The organism is Enterococcus sp. RTP21361st1_A6_RTP21361_211029 (assembly GCF_040910045.1).
Classification (GTDB): Bacteria; Bacillota; Bacilli; order Lactobacillales; family Enterococcaceae; genus Enterococcus_D; species Enterococcus_D gallinarum.
The window spans coordinates 1-17,176 of the sequence record NZ_JBDGBK010000006.1; the positions used below are offsets into that span (position 1 = coordinate 1).

General features: G+C 40.8%; 13 protein-coding genes. 12 read left to right on the forward strand and 1 reads right to left on the reverse strand.

What is annotated here, in order from left to right; genetic code table 11:
• The 3 genes from hslU to AB5Z52_RS01855 all read left to right on the forward strand — a co-directional run.
• Positions 1-1,126: ATP-dependent protease ATPase subunit HslU (gene hslU, locus AB5Z52_RS01845; protein WP_368266817.1), on the forward strand; the 1,126-nt coding region annotated here is incomplete at its 5' end.
• Positions 1,127-1,139: 13 nt separating this feature from the next.
• Positions 1,140-1,931, forward strand: a complete 792-nt coding sequence (gene codY, locus AB5Z52_RS01850; RefSeq protein WP_003126985.1) for a GTP-sensing pleiotropic transcriptional regulator CodY — start codon at positions 1,140-1,142, stop codon at positions 1,929-1,931.
• 11 nt (positions 1,932-1,942) lie between these two features.
• A complete protein-coding gene (locus tag AB5Z52_RS01855) occupies positions 1,943-2,818 on the forward strand; it encodes an aldose 1-epimerase family protein (RefSeq protein ID WP_003126986.1) in 876 nt (291 codons plus the stop codon).
• Positions 2,819-2,882: 64 nt separating this feature from the next.
• Here AB5Z52_RS01855 and plsY read toward each other — a convergent pair whose 3' ends face one another.
• The gene (plsY, locus tag AB5Z52_RS01860) at positions 2,883-3,512 is read right to left on the reverse strand and encodes a glycerol-3-phosphate 1-O-acyltransferase PlsY (protein WP_003126987.1); all 630 of its coding nucleotides are present in this window, start codon (positions 3,510-3,512) and stop codon (positions 2,883-2,885) included.
• 278 nt (positions 3,513-3,790) lie between these two features.
• On the opposite strand from plsY, the gene parE reads away from it, so the two are divergent.
• From parE to glgB, 9 genes are all read left to right on the forward strand, one after another.
• Positions 3,791-5,815, forward strand: coding sequence for a DNA topoisomerase IV subunit B (parE, locus tag AB5Z52_RS01865; protein WP_003126988.1), 2,025 nt, complete (start codon positions 3,791-3,793; stop codon positions 5,813-5,815).
• Between the two features lie 11 nt (positions 5,816-5,826).
• Positions 5,827-8,289 (forward strand): DNA topoisomerase IV subunit A, encoded by a 2,463-nt coding sequence (gene parC / locus AB5Z52_RS01870; RefSeq protein WP_003126989.1) that lies wholly within the window; start codon positions 5,827-5,829, stop codon positions 8,287-8,289.
• A gap of 269 nt (positions 8,290-8,558) precedes the next feature.
• Positions 8,559-10,787 (forward strand): formate C-acetyltransferase, encoded by a 2,229-nt coding sequence (gene pflB / locus AB5Z52_RS01875; RefSeq protein WP_003126991.1) that lies wholly within the window; start codon positions 8,559-8,561, stop codon positions 10,785-10,787.
• A 273-nt stretch (positions 10,788-11,060) separates the two neighbouring features.
• Positions 11,061-11,816 carry a pyruvate formate-lyase-activating protein gene (gene pflA / locus AB5Z52_RS01880; RefSeq protein WP_003126995.1) on the forward strand — a complete coding sequence of 252 codons (756 nt, stop codon included), beginning with the start codon at positions 11,061-11,063 and terminating at the stop codon, positions 11,814-11,816.
• 86 nt (positions 11,817-11,902) lie between these two features.
• Positions 11,903-12,829, forward strand: a complete 927-nt coding sequence (locus AB5Z52_RS01885; RefSeq protein ID WP_003126997.1) for a manganese-dependent inorganic pyrophosphatase — start codon at positions 11,903-11,905, stop codon at positions 12,827-12,829.
• A 180-nt stretch (positions 12,830-13,009) separates the two neighbouring features.
• Positions 13,010-13,816: a DUF1803 domain-containing protein gene (locus tag AB5Z52_RS01890; RefSeq protein ID WP_005472304.1), complete on the forward strand. Its 807-nt coding sequence runs from the start codon at positions 13,010-13,012 to the stop codon at positions 13,814-13,816.
• Between the two features lie 187 nt (positions 13,817-14,003).
• Positions 14,004-14,447 carry a hypothetical protein gene (locus AB5Z52_RS01895; protein ID WP_005472306.1) on the forward strand — a complete coding sequence of 148 codons (444 nt, stop codon included), beginning with the start codon at positions 14,004-14,006 and terminating at the stop codon, positions 14,445-14,447.
• Between the two features lie 69 nt (positions 14,448-14,516).
• Complete coding sequence (locus AB5Z52_RS01900; protein ID WP_005472313.1) at positions 14,517-14,927, forward strand: hypothetical protein; 411 nt, start codon at positions 14,517-14,519, stop codon at positions 14,925-14,927.
• A 304-nt stretch (positions 14,928-15,231) separates the two neighbouring features.
• Complete coding sequence (glgB, locus tag AB5Z52_RS01905) at positions 15,232-17,109, forward strand: 1,4-alpha-glucan branching protein GlgB (protein ID WP_029486951.1); 1,878 nt, start codon at positions 15,232-15,234, stop codon at positions 17,107-17,109.
• Positions 17,110-17,176 lie beyond the last annotated feature (67 nt).

Sequence of the window (17,176 nt, forward strand, 5' to 3'; positions counted from 1 at the left end):
CGGTTATGTCGGACGTGACGTGGAATCAATGATTCGGGATCTTGTGGAAAATGCCATCCAGATCGTAAAAAAAGAGCAATACAAAAACGTTCGGCTGCAGGCAGAAAAGAAAGCCAATCGTCGACTGGTTAAAGTACTGGTACCTGGAATCAAAAAAGAGCAAAAGAAATCCACGAATCCATATGAACAAATGATGAATATGTTCAATCCTGGTCAGCAGGCAGAAGAACCAAAAGAAGAACTGACGGACGAAATCCGCAGCAACCGTCAAGCCATTTATGAGCAATTAGAAAAAGGCTTATTGGACAATCGTGAAGTAACGATCCAGGTGGATGAACCAAAAACACAGTCACCAATGATGAACAATGGATTGGAACAAATGGGGATCGATTTGAATGAAACATTAGGTGCATTGAAACCGCAAAAGAAAATCGAACGGACAGTAACGGTAAAAGAAGCTCGAGAATTATTGATCCAAGAGGAATCTTCAAAATTAGTGAATGATGCGGATATCCATAGTGCGGCATTGCGTTTAGCCGAATCTAGCGGGATCATCTTCCTTGATGAAATCGATAAGATCACATCAAAATCGCAACAATCAGGCGAAGTTTCTCGTGAAGGTGTGCAACGGGATATTTTACCGATCGTGGAAGGGTCACAAGTCAACACGAAATATGGCCCTTTACAAACCGACCATATCCTATTCATTGCTTCAGGTGCCTTTCATTTGTCAAAACCAAGTGATTTGATCCCTGAATTACAAGGACGCTTCCCGATTCGTGTAGAACTTGATGATTTAACGAAAGAAGACTTTGTCAAGATCCTGACGGAGCCAAACAATGCTTTGATCAAGCAGTATATTGCCTTGTTGGGAACAGAGAATGTGACAGTCACTTTTACGCTGGAAGCAATCCAAAAAATTGCGGAAATTGCCTTTCAAGTGAATCGCGATACAGATAACATTGGCGCCCGTCGCTTACACACAATTCTAGAAAAGTTACTTGAAGACTTATTGTTTGAAGCATCCGACATGCAAATGGGAGAAATCACTATTACAGAAGCGTACGTTGAAGACAAACTTGCTTCTATTGCCAAAGATGAAGACCTAAGCCGGTATATTTTATAAAGGGAGAGAACCAATGAAAACACTTTTAGAAAAGACACGTCAAATCAATGAATTACTGCAACAAAAAAATACCTTCAATCTGGCATCTGATTTGCCTTATGATAAAATGGCGGTTATTTTAGGTGACATACTCGATAGCAATGCTTATATTATCAGTAGTGACGGTAGTGTGTTGGGATTCGTTGAGACGCATGATGTCAACAATGAACGTATCAAAAAGATGTTTGTAGAAAAACAGTTTCCTAAAAATTATACAAGTTTAGTAGATAATTTATCTTCGACAGAAGCAAATGTTCCCATCAGCAACGATATGACTGCTTTTCCTATTGAGATGCGGGAGTTATATCCGAATGGTTTAACAACAATCGTGCCCATTTATGGTGCAGGCGAACGGTTGGGCACGATCATTTTGTCTCGGATCGAAAAAACGTTCGATGACGATGATCTAGTCTTAGCAGAATACAGTGCAACTGTAGTTGGCATGCAGTTTCTTTATCAAAAATCCCGCAATATCGAAGAAGACGTTCGTAGTGCGACTGCCGTACAAATGGCGATCAATACACTGTCATACAGCGAATTGAAAGCTGTCCAAGCGATTTTTGAAGCATTAGAAGGGGATGAAGGACGTTTGACCGCTTCTAGTATTGCGGATCGAATCGGTATTACACGTTCTGTTATTGTAAATGCATTGCGCAAACTGGAATCAGCAGGTATTATTGAGTCACGTTCCTTGGGAATGAAAGGAACTTATTTAAAAGTGTTGAATAGTCGTTTCAAAGAGGAATTGAACAAACATCAATATTAGGAGATGGCGATATGACAGTTACGATCAGCGCAGGGCATTTGCAGGCAACAATTGCCGAAAAAGGAGCCGAACTGCAAAGTTTGATTGATGTGAATACCAACTTAGAATATATTTGGCAAGCTGATCCTGCACATTGGGGAAAGCATGCACCAATCTTATTTCCGATAGTGGGTGCGTTGAAGGACAATCAATACCGCTACAAAGGTGAAACGTATCATCTGCCACGGCATGGTTTTGCTCGAGACATGATGTTTGAAGTCGTGGAGCACAAAGTAGATTATGTTCGTTTACTACTAGCTAGCAGTGAGGAGACAAAGAGCAACTATCCCTTTGATTTTCAGTTGTTTGTTAGTTACGAATTAGGTGGAGACGGTCTTGTAGTCAAGTATCAAGTCGTAAATGATAGTCAGGAAGACATGTTCTTCTCTATCGGTGGTCATCCTGCATTCAATGTACCGTTAGGAGAGGATAATGTATTTGAAGATTTTTATCTCACATTCTCACCTAAGAAATCTCGTGTAAAATTGCCGTTGGTAGGCAATTATATCGATCTGGAGCAGCGGACATTGGGACAAACGAACACTGATCTACGGTTGACTCATGAGATGTTTAAGAACGATGCCTTGATTTATGAAACGAAAGGGTTGAATTCATTTTCGATCCGCAGTGAAAAATCTCCTCACAGTGTGACATTGAGCTATAATAATATGCCTTACGTTGGCTTTTGGACGACTTATCCAGTAGAATCTCCTTTTTTATGTATTGAGCCATGGGTAGGTATTGCAGATACCTTAGAGACTAGTGGCGAACTACATGAAAAAACAGGAATCCAATGCTTGGCAGCCAACGAGCAATTTGAAACGAAATATTCGATCACAGTTAAGTAAGCCTATGTGAATAAGAAAAAAAGAAGCTGGGACGAAAGTCATGAATGACTTTTCCCAGCTTCTCCTATTCTTTTTTATTAAGACCAAAAGAGATACGGCTCTCTGTGCCGTCTTTGATCCGCTTGATATTTTCACGATGACGGATAAAAATAAAACAGGTGACACCAATTGCGATACACGTCAATAACCAATTTTGTTTTGGTAAAATCATTGGTGCGACATAAGGCAATAGGATTGTCGACAAAGTGATCAAGCAGGCTGCAATCATACTTGTCAGGCTGACCATGCTGGTTATGAACAAACAAATCACAAAAATAAGCGCTGAATAAATGAAGAAAATTGGATTGTAGCCTAAAAGCATGCCTGCGCTGGTCGCCACCGCTTTCCCTCCTTTGAACTTGGCAAAAATTGGAAACGTGTGACCTAGAATAGCACAAACACCAAACCAAAGAGGATTGATTGTTGTGACTGAAAAGATCGCCGGCAAACAAGTAGCCAAGGTACCTTTCAGAATATCCATCAATAAAACAATGACGCCAGCTGATTTGCCAAGAACACGAAAGGTATTCGTAGTTCCTGTATTCCCGCTGCCAAATTGGCGAATGTCTTTTTTGAAGAATAGCTGACCGATCCAGACACCAGAGGGAATCGAACCGAGCAAATAAGCAATAAATAGTAACAGAATCGTCTTCATGATAACCCACTTTCCTTGAAAGTCTAGAGCAATTTTAGCATGAAACCGTCGCAGCAACAATAAGAAAATACTGAAGCTATGGATAAACGAGCAATGATAGATGGATCATCCAAAAGCTAAAAGTGACTTTGCCTTGTCGAACGGTAGGAAAAAGGATAAGATAGTTTAGAAAAATGTTCGCTTGAAAAAAGCCGATTTTATGTTAAGATTTTTTTTGCGAATCATTCATGTTGGGTTTCCGCGGAAACCCACTTAATTTAGTTAAAGGAGCGGTGGCTTTGGCAAAGAAAACCACAGAGTATAATGATGCCTCGATACAAGTCCTAGAAGGCTTGGAGGCAGTGAGAAAGCGACCTGGTATGTATATCGGATCGACTGACGGCCGAGGCTTGCACCATTTGGTCTACGAAATCGTTGATAATGCGGTCGACGAAGCACTATCAGGATTCGGGAATGAAATTGATGTCACTATCCACAAAGACAATAGTATCAGTGTGCGAGACAATGGTCGTGGAATGCCGGTGGGAATGCATGCTTCAGGAATCCCAACAGTCGAAGTCATCTTTACTGTACTGCATGCTGGCGGCAAATTTGGCCAAGGGGGCTATAAGACATCAGGTGGACTCCACGGAGTGGGTGCCAGTGTCGTAAATGCGCTATCAAGCTGGCTAGAAGTTTCTATCGTACGAGATGGTATCGAATACCAAGAGAAATTCAAAGATGGTGGCAAACCTGACGGTACATTGAAAAAAATCGGAAAGACGCGGAAAGCAACTGGAACAACCGTACGTTTCAAGCCGGATGACACGATTTTTACAACAACGAAATTTTCTTATGACACGTTAGCAGAACGATTGCGAGAATCAGCTTTCTTATTAAGAGGAGTGAAAATCACCCTAACAGATGAGCGGGCTGAATTGCAGCAAGAGGTCTTTTTATTTGAAGAAGGAATCAAAGAGTTTGTTGATTATTTAAACGAAGAAAAAGATACATTAACGCCTGTTGTGTATTTTTCTGGCACAAAAGAAGCAATCGAAGTGGAAGTTGCTTTCCAATATAATGATGGGTATTCCGAAAATGTCCTATCATTTGTAAATAACGTGCGTACGAAAGACGGCGGTACCCATGAAGTGGGAATGAAGATCTCTATGACTAAAGCTTTCAATGAATATGCTCGAAAGGTCGGCCTGCTGAAAGAAAAGGACAAAAATCTGGAAGGCAGTGATTTTCGGGAAGGTTTAGCGGCAGTTCTGTCGATTCGGGTACCAGAGAATCTGCTTCAATTTGAAGGTCAAACAAAAGAAAAACTAGGAACGCCGATCGCACGAAATGCGGTAGACAATGTGATTGGTGAACAACTGGGTTATTACTTGCAAGAAAATAGCGAGATGAGCCAAATGCTTGTCCGTAAAGCCATCAAGGCTCGGGAAGCGCGGGAAGCTGCTCGGAAAGCACGAGAAGAAAGCCGCAGTGGGAAAAAACGCAAAAAGGGCGAATCGTTGTTATCTGGAAAATTGACACCAGCCCAGTCTCGTAATCCGAAAAAAAATGAGTTGTACTTAGTCGAAGGAGACTCGGCTGGTGGATCAGCCAAACAAGGCCGAGACCGTAAGTTTCAAGCAATTCTTCCGTTACGTGGAAAAGTCATCAATACCGAGAAAGCCAAAATGCAAGACATTTTGAAAAATGAAGAAATCAATACTATGATCTACACGATCGGCGCAGGTGTTGGTCCAGAATTTTCGATCGAAGACTGCAATTATGACAAAGTGATCATCATGACCGATGCAGATACAGATGGTGCTCATATCCAAGTCTTGTTGCTGACCTTCTTTTATCGCTATATGAAACCATTGATCGAAGCTGGCAAAGTTTATATTGCATTGCCGCCTTTGTACAAAGTTTCAAAAGGCCTAGGCAAAAAAGCCGTAGTTGAATATGCCTGGACAGATGACGAATTAAACGCGGTGACCAAAAAAATTGGTAAAGGCTATATGCTGCAACGGTACAAAGGGTTAGGTGAGATGAATGCAGATCAACTTTGGGAGACAACGATGGACCCAGAAACAAGAACATTGATCCGTGTTCGAATCGATGATGCGGCACAAGCGGAACGACGGGTTACTACATTGATGGGTGATAAAGTAGAACCGCGGCGGAAGTGGATCGAAAGCCATGTCCAATTCAGCTTGGAAGAAGACGGCAGTATTTTAGAGAAAAAAGAAGAGACGATCCCTGGATTGGTCGAAGAAAAATTACAAGAAGCTGAGCAAATTTCAGCAATCAGCTTGTCTGAGGATTAGGAGGGGATCTCTTGGAACATAAAAACAATATACAAGAATTAACATTAGAAGAAGTGATGGGGGACCGTTTCGGCAGATACTCTAAATATATTATCCAAGAACGGGCATTACCGGATATTCGAGATGGCCTAAAGCCCGTTCAGCGACGAATTTTGTTTGCCATGAATCAAGATGGAAATACTTATGACAAAGGATTTCGTAAGTCCGCAAAATCTGTAGGGAATATCATGGGGAATTTTCATCCCCATGGAGATTCCAGTATTTATGAAGCCATGGTCCGTATGAGTCAAGACTGGAAATTAAGACAAATCCTGATCGAAATGCACGGGAATAACGGGAGTATGGATGGTGATCCGCCAGCAGCTATGCGTTATACAGAAGCCCGTTTGTCTGAATTAAGCGGAGAATTATTGAAGGATATTGAAAAAGATACCGTTGAGTTAGTTTGGAATTTTGACGATACCGAAAAGGAACCAACTGTTTTGCCAGCAAAATATCCCAATCTGCTGGTCAACGGGTCGACAGGGATCTCTGCCGGTTATGCAACTGAAATTCCCACACACAATTTAAGTGAAGTCATTGACGGAACGATTTATTTGATTGATCACCCGAACGCCTCATTGGATAAATTGATGGAATTCATTCCAGGTCCAGATTTCCCAACTGGCGGCATCTTACAAGGAAAAGAAGAAATCAAGAAGGCATATGAAACAGGTCGTGGGAAAGTGATCTTACGTTCAAAGACTAGAATCGAAGATATCAAAGGCGGCAAACAGCAAATTGTCATCAATGAGATTCCTTACGAAGTCAATAAAGCGAATCTGGTCAAAAAAATGGATGAGATTCGTTTAAACAAAAAAATCGATGGGATTGCCGAGGTCCGGGACGAAACGGACCGTACCGGTTTGCAAATTGTGGTTGAGCTGAAAAAAGATGCCAATGCTCAAGGAATTTTGAACTATCTATTTAAAAATACGGAACTGCAAATCAACTACAATTTCAACATGGTAGCCATCGATGAAATGCGGCCGCAGCAAGTCGGGTTGAAACATATCTTAGAAAGTTATGTGAAACACCGTCGGGAAGTCATTGCTAAGCGGAGCCGCTATGAGCTGAAGAAAGCGCAGAAACGTCAGCACATCGTTGATGGGTTGATGAAGGCTCTTTCGATCCTCGATGAAGTGATCGCGACAATCCGCAGCAGTAAAGACAAAAAAGATGCAAAAAATAATCTGGTCGTTCAGCATGGGTTTACAGAAGAACAGGCAGAAGCCATTGTAACATTGCAATTGTATCGCTTGACTAATACAGATATCACGCAATTACAGGCAGAAGCCCAAGAATTAGCTGAAACGATTCGCGAATTGACGAAAATTTTGAATGAAGAAACGGAATTATTAAAAGTCATCAAAAAAGAGCTAAGAGAAATCAAGAAGAAATACCACTCTGATCGGATGACCGAGATTGAAGCAGAGATCCAAGAAATCAAAATCGAGACCCAAGTACTTGTCGCCCAAGAAGATGTTGTGGTAACTGTTACGACAGATGGCTATGTCAAACGCAGCAGCTTGCGGTCTTATGGCGCTTCTAAGCCAGAAGAGTTAGGCATGAAAGAAGGCGATGCACTGCTTTATAGCGGGCAAGCAAGCACATTGGATCATTTGTTGCTGGTGACCAATAAAGGGAACGTCATTTATCGCCCCATTCATGAGTTGCCGGATCTCAAATGGAAAGATCTAGGGGAACATATTTCGCAAACGGTAATGAATCTAGCGACCGAAGAAACCATTTTAGCTGTATTCACCTATCAAGAACTTGATCCGCAAAAGAATTTCGTGCTGATTAGCAAAAACGGTATGATTAAACAAACAAGAATGACAGAATTTGAACCTTGGCGTACGTACAAGAGTCGGCCATTGACTATGATGAAACTAAAAGATGAGGCCGATGAACTTGTCAACGTGTATTTAGCGGATCAAAATGAGCCGTTGGATGTCTTTCTAGTTAGTTATCGTGCTTTTGGCCTACGCTATCCATTAGCCGAAGTGCCTGTTGTAGGACCAAAAGCTGCTGGAGTCAAAGCGATGAATCTTAAAGAAGATGATCAGATCGTCAATGGATTATTGGTTTACTCGGAAGGAGATACGCCTGTAATCATGGTCACTCAGCGAGGGGCGGTCAAACGAATGCTGGCTCAAGAAATCAGTCAGTTAGGACGAGCGAAACGAGGACTGATGGTTCTCAGAGAGTTAAAGAAAAATCCTCATCGGATTGTTTATATGGGAAGCGGTGAAAACCAATCCCTGATTTTGACTACTCAAAAGGGGCAAATGATCGAGATCGAGACGAATCAAATCCCAATCAATGACCGGACATCGAATGGGTCCTTTGTTACCGATGAAAAATCCGGCGGCTTGATCCATGAAGTTGCTCGAGTGATTGATCCTGCGATTCAAGAAGATTCTGTACTATAAGTTAAATGTAAAACACGCATCTGTACCAATACAGACGCGTGTTTTTTTCTATATAATTAATTTTTCACATTTTCAAAAAATGGACTTTAATAAAAAATTCACATTTAAAAAACGTTGATTTAAAAGCTGTTTCGTTGCGTTTTATGTTTTAATAGCTAATTTTGTTAAAAATAATTCTTGTAAATGCTTGCAATGCAAACGCTTTGTGTTATACTATTCACGTAAAGCTGTTACACTTAGTGAACAGAAAATTTAAGGAGGTCCATCAAATGGAACAATGGAATGGATTTAAAGGAAAAACTTGGAAAGAAGAAGTTAACGTACGCGACTTCATCCAAGAAAACTACACACCTTATGACGGAACAGACGAATTTTTAGCTGGCCCAACTGAAGCAACTACAAAGCTTTGGGATCAAGTTATGGACTTGAACAAGCAAGAACGTGACGCTGGCGGCGTTTTAGACATGGATACTAAAATCGTTTCAACGATTACTTCTCACGGCCCGGGCTATTTGAACAAAGAGTTAGAAACAGTTGTCGGGTTCCAAACAGACAAACCTTTCAAACGCAGCTTGCAACCGTTCGGCGGTATCCGAATGTCAGAACAATCAGCAGAATCTTATGGGTATGAAATTGATTCTGAAGTTTCTCACATCTTCCGTGACTACCGTAAAACACACAACCAAGGTGTATTTGATGCGTACACTCCTGAAATCAGAGCTGCACGCCGTTCTGGTGTTATCACTGGACTTCCTGATGCTTATGGTCGTGGTCGTATCATCGGTGACTACCGTCGCGTAGCATTGTATGGTGTGGATTACTTGATCAAAGAAAAACAACAAGACTTGTTGTATTGCGGCAATGGCACGATGTCAGACGATATCATTCGCCAACGTGAAGAATTAAGTGAACAAATTCGCGCATTAAGCGAATTGAAAGAACTTGGTACAATCTACGGGTTTGATATTTCTCAACCTGCACAAACTGCAAGAGAAGCATTCCAATGGTTATATTTAGGCTATCTAGCAGCCATCAAAGAACAAAACGGAGCAGCAATGTCTCTAGGACGTACGTCAACTTTCTTGGATATCTATGTAGAACGCGACCTTAAAAATGGCGTGATCACAGAAGAAGAAGCACAAGAAATCGTTGACCATTTCGTAATGAAACTTCGTCTAGTGAAATTTGCTCGTACACCTGAATACAATGCATTATTCTCTGGTGACCCAACATGGGTTACAGAATCAATCGCCGGGATGGGTGAAGACGGACGCCACATGGTAACTAAAAACAGCTTCCGTTTCTTGCACACACTAGCAAACTTGGGACCAGCTCCAGAACCAAACTTGACTGTTTTGTGGTCAACACGCTTGCCACACAACTTCAAAACATTCTGTGCGAAAATGTCTATCCAAACATCAGCAATCCAATATGAAAACGATGATGTAATGCGTGGACATTGGGGCGATGACTATGGAATCGCATGTTGTGTATCTGCTATGCGCATTGGTAAACAAATGCAATTCTTCGGTGCTCGTGCGAACTTGGCGAAAACGTTGTTGTATGCAATCAATGGTGGGGTCGACGAAAAATCAAAAGCGCAAGTGGGACCTAAATTCCAACCAATCACTTCAGAATATCTTGATTACAATGAAGTAATGGAAAAATATGACACAATGATGGACTGGATTTGTGATTTGTATGTCAATACATTGAACATTATCCACTACATGCATGATAAATATTCTTATGAACGAATTGAAATGGCCTTACAAGATACAGATATCTTGCGTACGATGGCTACTGGTATCGCAGGATTCTCTGTAGCAGTTGACTCATTATCTGCTATCAAATATGCGAAAGTCCGCACAATTCGTGACGAAAACGGCATCGTTGAAGATTACGAAATCGAAGGCGACTATCCTAAATATGGAAACAACGATGATCGCGTAGACGATATTGCTGTTAACCTATTGAAAACTTTCATGAAGAAAGTAAAACGCACAAAAACTTACCGTAACTCAAAACATACAACATCGATCTTAACGATCACTTCAAACGTCGTTTATGGTAAGAAAACAGGGAACACTCCTGACGGACGCCGCGCTGGTGCGCCATTTGCCCCAGGTGCGAACCCAATGCACGGCCGCGATACACACGGTGCGTTGGCTAGTCTTTCATCTGTTGCGAAATTGCCATATGACTATTCATTAGATGGTATTTCAAATACATTCTCAATCGTACCTAAAGCATTAGGACGTGACGACGAAACACAGCAAGAAAACCTAGCAACTATGTTGGATGGTTATGCAGCAAAAGGTGGTCACCACTTGAATATCAACGTATTCAACCGCGACACATTGCTTGATGCACAAGCGCATCCAGAAAAATACCCACAATTAACAATTCGTGTATCAGGTTATGCAGTTAACTTCATCAAGTTGACAAAAGAACAACAAGATGACGTTATCGCTCGTACCATGCACGAAGCAATGTAATAGCACAAAAAAGGCGGCGGATGGAACATTCCGCCGCTATTGTTATGAATCACTGCGACTGCGAAGCAGAGCAGATGATGAATAATACTAGGGGAACGAAGAGACCGTAGTAATCAAAGTCCGAAGGGAATCACTGCGACTGCGAAGCAGAGCAGATGATGACAAGCGTAGTTTGTTCATCAAACTATTGCCTCACTGCGAGTATGGGCGAGGAATCAATGGAATAAAACGATGCAACTTTATTTTTAGTTTCTTCAAGAAAGGAAGAGCAACATGTCAGTAACAGGACATATTCATTCAACAGAAAGTTTCGGATCAGTGGACGGACCAGGTATTCGCTTTATTGTCTTTATGCAAGGATGCCGGATGCGTTGTGAGTTTTGTCATAATCCAGATACTTGGAAAATCGGTGCCGGTATCGAACGGACGACAGATGACGTACTGGAAGAAGCACTCAAATATCGAGAATTTTGGGGAGAAAAAGGTGGGCTGACTGTGAGTGGCGGAGAACCATTGCTTCAGTTGGACTTCTTGATCGATCTTTTCCGGAAAGCCAAAGCTGCAGGGGTGAACACCACCTTAGATACGTGCGGAAAACCTTTTACTCGGGAAGAACCTTTTTTTAGCAAATTTCAAGAGTTGATGACTGTCACTGATTTGCTATTATTTGATATCAAGCATATTGATAATGATGCTCATAAGAAGCTGACCACACAATCCAACGACAACATCTTAGAAATGGCAAAATACCTTTCAGAAATCAATAAGCCAGTCTGGATCCGTCACGTGCTGGTGCCATTCAGAAGTGATTATGATGAGTTTTTGATCCGTTTAGATGCGTTTATCAAGACGTTGAATAATGTAGATAAAGTAGAGATTTTACCTTATCACACAATGGGTAAATATAAATGGGATGAATTAGGGCTGAAGTATCCACTGGAAGGAATTGAGCCGCCAACACAAGATCGCGTGAAAAATGCAAAAGAGTTGCTTCATGTCGATGACTATAAAGGTTATCTTACCCGTTAACAAGCGTAGAGAAGATAACTATTGATTCTTTCCTATTTTTTGCTATCATTAGAAAGTGGAAAATGAATGAATTAGGAGCGATCATTATGTCGAAAATATTAGTATTTGGACACCAAAATCCTGATACAGATGCTATTGGAGCAGCAATTGCTTTTGCGCACTTGCAAAAGGAATTAGGAAAAGATACCGAAGCAGTTGCTCTTGGAACACCAAACGAAGAAACGCAATTTGCTTTGTCTCATTTTGAACTTGAAGCCCCGCGTGTGATTGAGCAGATTGAGGCTGGTTCAGAAGTGATGCTTGTGGATCATAATGAGTTTCAGCAAAGTGCAGAAGGGATAGCAGAAGCTGCCATTTTAGCTGTAGTTGACCATCATCGTATCGCCAATTTTGAAACTGCAAACCCTCTCTACTACCGTGCAGAACCGGTTGGCTGTACGAGTACGATCGTGTTGAAATTATACCGTGAGGCAAATGTAGAGATTCCAGCAGCTATTGCCGGAATCATGTTGTCAGCGATCGTTTCAGATACATTGTTGTTCAAGTCACCTACATGTACTGAGGAAGATATCGCCGCTGCAAAAGAGTTAGCAGCAATTGCTAATGTGGATCTAGAGGCGTATGGCCTGGATATGCTGAAAGCTGGAACAAATTTAACAACTAAAACAGCTGCTGAATTGTTGGATCTAGATGCAAAAAGTTTTCCGATGGGTGGAAAAAGCATTCGTATCGGTCAAGTAAATACAGTGGATTTGAATGAAGTGTTTAGCCGCCAAGAAGAGCTAGAAACAGCAATGAAGGCCGAAAATCAGGCAAAAGGTTATGACTTGTACCTACTAGTCGTTACTGATATTTTGAACAGCAATTCTGAATTGCTAGTGATTGGAGAGCCAACTGCACCGGTTGAAGCGGCGTTTAACGTTGTCTTGACAGCAAATCGCGCATTCTTACCGGGGGTTGTTTCTCGTAAAAAACAAGTTGTGCCGCAATTAACTGAAAGCTTTAATAACTAATAGCTGACAGGATAATACGGGCAAAAAAGATGAACATTTGAATTGGTCGGACAATCAGCAACTGCAGTCCTTTCACTGTAATAATGAAAGGTTTTTGGCTAGCAGGGGAGCTTAAGATTGTCCGGCTATTTTTGAATGAGAGACGGCCCTCCTAGTGGGAATGGAAAGAGAGCGAAAGACATGGAATTTTTTTATAGTAGTCATTATCAAGGGATTCAGAAAATTATTGATTCAGAGTTGTTCTCAAAACTGATTCTTTTCTTGAAAAAACAACAAAAACCACCAATCTTAAGAGAATTAAAACAAAATTTTCCAGAGAAAAATTTTGAAAAAATACTTGATCAGTTGATCGATGCTGGGATCATTACCCGAAAGGATCGTCGCTATCAAGTGGCATTTCCTATCTATTCCACAAAAGATCAGCAGAAGAGTCGTGAGCGTTGGCAACAACCTAATACGATAATTTTAGAAGAGTTGGCGTTCATTTTACAAGCGGACATCATGAGTGATCAGCGCTTTTTCTATGCTTGTGAAGAAGGTGTGGTACAAGCATTCATTTATCGGCTAATCCATGAGTCTTTTCAGCTTATTTCTTTTTCCAAAGAAAAATGGCCAGCAACGATTCCCGCTTTTTTTGCAGCAAATCGACAACAACTGTCATTGCCAATTTATCAGGAGCTGTTGCATTTGCTAGGGGATGTTGATGAGGCCTATTACTTAGATCAAATCAGTGTCATCTTTGAACGGGTGGCAAAACAGCGAAAAATCCGGCCAAGTATTTTTCTCACATCACTCATAGAAGGAAATATTCTTCAGTCAGAACAGCGTTTTGATCTTCCTATTGTTGAGGCTGCATTTCTCACTGAGCAGAATGGGTCATTGATGAAAGGATTGTCCGAATTTGATCGGCGTACATTATTAGCAGATTATCTTGGAAAAACATCTAATCCACAAACAATTCTCATTACGGAAATGATAAAATTTTAATAAATGTTTAGAAATAGAAAAGATAAAAAAGAAAGAATTCGTTAAAACCCTCTTTGGGATAACGTTTTCTTTCTTTTTTTGCATTTTTTATTATTTGAAAATGATTAGAAAATAACGAGCGTATTAATTGATTGTTCTCATTTGAGGTGGTATGATAACTTTAGAATTTTGAAAGAGGGCGTAAAAATTGGAAGGAATCAAAGCATTTCATACAGAAGTGATTGAAGAAACAAGAAGCAAAGCAGAGATGATCACTTTTGTTTCGATGGCGGAAATTGAGCATGCACGAAAAGAACTTTGCGAAGCCGGTATTCAAGAAAGCCGCTTTTCTGATGGAGAATTAATTTTTGCACTTAAACAAAAAAATGAATGTCATGCAAATACAATCGTACCAATCGTGATCGACTGGTTGTTAATGAAAAACTATTTATTGACTCCGGCCCAAGCTGTTCGTTTTTTGACGAATAAATTAGGACAGACAGAATCAGTATCTTTGAAAGCATTAGGAGATCTTGAGTTTGACGGGGATGGAAAATACTTTTTGATTGCCTGTCGATCAATGAATAAGCAATATAAAAAAGTGTATAAAGTATATACAGATGGACAAGTGAAAGAACTTTGGCGGGCATGATCCTTTTTAGGATCGAGAGAAAGGTCATGCCTGTCTCTGAATGGATTAATCAAAGGTTGTGAGTCTCAGGTGAAATCAAATCAAAGAATCGTCTTTGCAAGTAGCCATGTGTTTATTTTTATTCTTAGTATGGTGTCGGCACTTTTATTTATTTTAAAAGTTCCTAACACATTTAATGCAAATCAAATTTTTTCAGAGAATATACATTTTTCAGACACAGTCTTTGATGTGGTCACAAGGCTTTTTTTATTGGGCATCTGTAGTTTATATACAACAGTTGCCAGCTTTTGGTCTTTTCGTTCTTGGCCTTATCTTTCAGCCGGAATTGGGATCGCTGCGGTCATAACGGCTTTCCAGATGAAAGTTCAATTCCATCCATTTTTGTTTGCTTTATTTTTGATCGTCGGTTTGTTTCAAGTAAGTGTCGCTTCTTATGTCGCTTTTGTTTCCAAAAAAAGAAGCAGCACTGAAACAGGTTGAACCAATCGTGTTCAAGCTGTTTTTTTTCTGCCTTAAATCTTTTGATTATAAGCAGAGGATCGAAATACAACGAATCAGGAATAGGAATTGTTCTATTCCGGCAATCGCCAAGGCTTTTACGTTACGAGATCTTTAATTTATGCTATTCTACATATAGGAGCAGCAATGCTAAATTAAAGCCATCTGCCCTGAACTATTTTCCCAGTGATCTTCCTAATATTCTGTTTTTAGATGGAAGGTTGATTGGCTGAAAAAATAGGGTTGATTTAAGAGGAGGTTTGACATACGAGTGGAAAATGAGCAAATGATTACAGCAGAGAAGCAGTTTACGACCGGTGAAAATTTTTATTCACAGCATCTTTTAGGTGCACATCGTATGAAAGCAGGCTATGTTTTTCGTGTCTGGGCGCCAAATGCGCAAAATGTCTGGCTAGTAGGTGACTTCAATCAATGGGATGACTCTTTGCCGATGACGAAACGCTCCGAATCGGGGATTTGGGAAATTACCACCAATCAGCCTCAAGAAGGACAGCATTATAAATTCAAGGTCAAGCAAGCCGACGGCCGTGAAATCATGAAAATTGATCCATATGCAATTTATTTCGAAGAACGTCCTGGAACGGCTGCTGTCTTGTACACCGTGCCGGCAAAAAAATGGCGTGATGGTTTGTGGCAAGGCCGCAAAAAGCGTCAAAATCAATTTAAACGACCACTTAATATTTATGAAGTCCATGCAAGTTCTTGGAAACACCACGCAGATGGAACCCCTTATCGTTTTTCTGAATTAAAAGATGAACTCATTCCTTACCTCAAACAAATGGGCTACACCCATATTGAATTTATGCCATTGATGGAACATCCATTAGGCACATCGTGGGGTTATCAATTGATTGGCTATTTTGCGCTCAGCGCTTATTACGGCACACCAGAAGAATTTCAAGATTTTGTTGAAGCCTGTCACTTGGAAAATATCGGTGTCCTAGTTGACTGGGTGCCGGGCCATTTTTGTGTCAATGATGATTGTTTGGCTTACTATGATGGAACGCCGACATTTGAATATCAAGATGCCGATCGTGCAAAAAATGTTCGTTGGGGAGCAATCAATTTTGATTTAGGCAAACCACAAGTACAAAGTTTCTTGCTATCCAGTGCCCTTTTTTGGATCGAATTTTATCACATCGATGGGATTCGCGTGGATGCGGTTTCGAACATGATCTATCGAGACTACGACCAGGGTGTTTGGCAACCAAATCATGAGGGGGGCAATCGAAATTATGAAGGTTATTACTTCTTGCAGAAACTAAATGCAGTCGTGAAACTGGCGCATCCAGAAGTGATGATGATCGCTGAGGAAAGTACCTCAGAAACGAAAGTTACAGGCCTGATTGAAGAAGGGGCTCTTGGATTTGATTACAAATGGAATCTGGGCTGGATGAACGATGTCCTGCGTTTTTACCAAATGGATCCAATCTTCCGTAAGGATCATTTGAGTTTGTTGTCGTTCTCATTCATGTACCGCATGAATGAGAACTATATATTACCCCTTTCCCATGACGAAGTCGTCCATGGCAAACGTAGCTTAATGCACAAAATGTGGGGAGATCGTTACAAGCAATTTTCACAATTAAGAAATTTGTATACCTACATGATGACCCATCCAGGGAAGAAACTGCTGTTTATGGGCAGTGAGTGGGGACAATTTTTGGAATGGAAATATGATCACGGGCTTGAATGGGTTGATTTATCAGATGAACTAAATCAGCGTATGCAGCAATTTACAAAGACACTAAATGAACTGTATAAACAGGAGCGCTCATTGTGGGAAATCGAAGATAAAGAAGAATCGCTGGTAGTCATTGATGCTGATAACTTAGCGGAAACAACATTGACCTATTTGCGACAAGGTAAAACCAAAAAAGATTTCGTGATCGTTGTATTGAATTTGACACCTGTTGAACGCCACGATTTCGCCATTGGCGTTCCGTATGAAGGGACCTACCGTGAAGTATTGAATACCGAACGCGATAGTTTTGGCGGGACTTGGACCCAGAATAATCAAGACCAACAAACAGAAGCGATTCCATTCAAAGAATATCCTTATCAAATCAAAACAATTTTGCCAGCACTTGGGGCATTGATTATAAAACCAGAAAAGATTCAAATCAAACGCAGGAAAAAATGAAAGGGGGGAGGAGCTGGCTCGAAAGTCCAATCGAAGTGACAACGTGAAAGGTGATATCGAAAAGAAG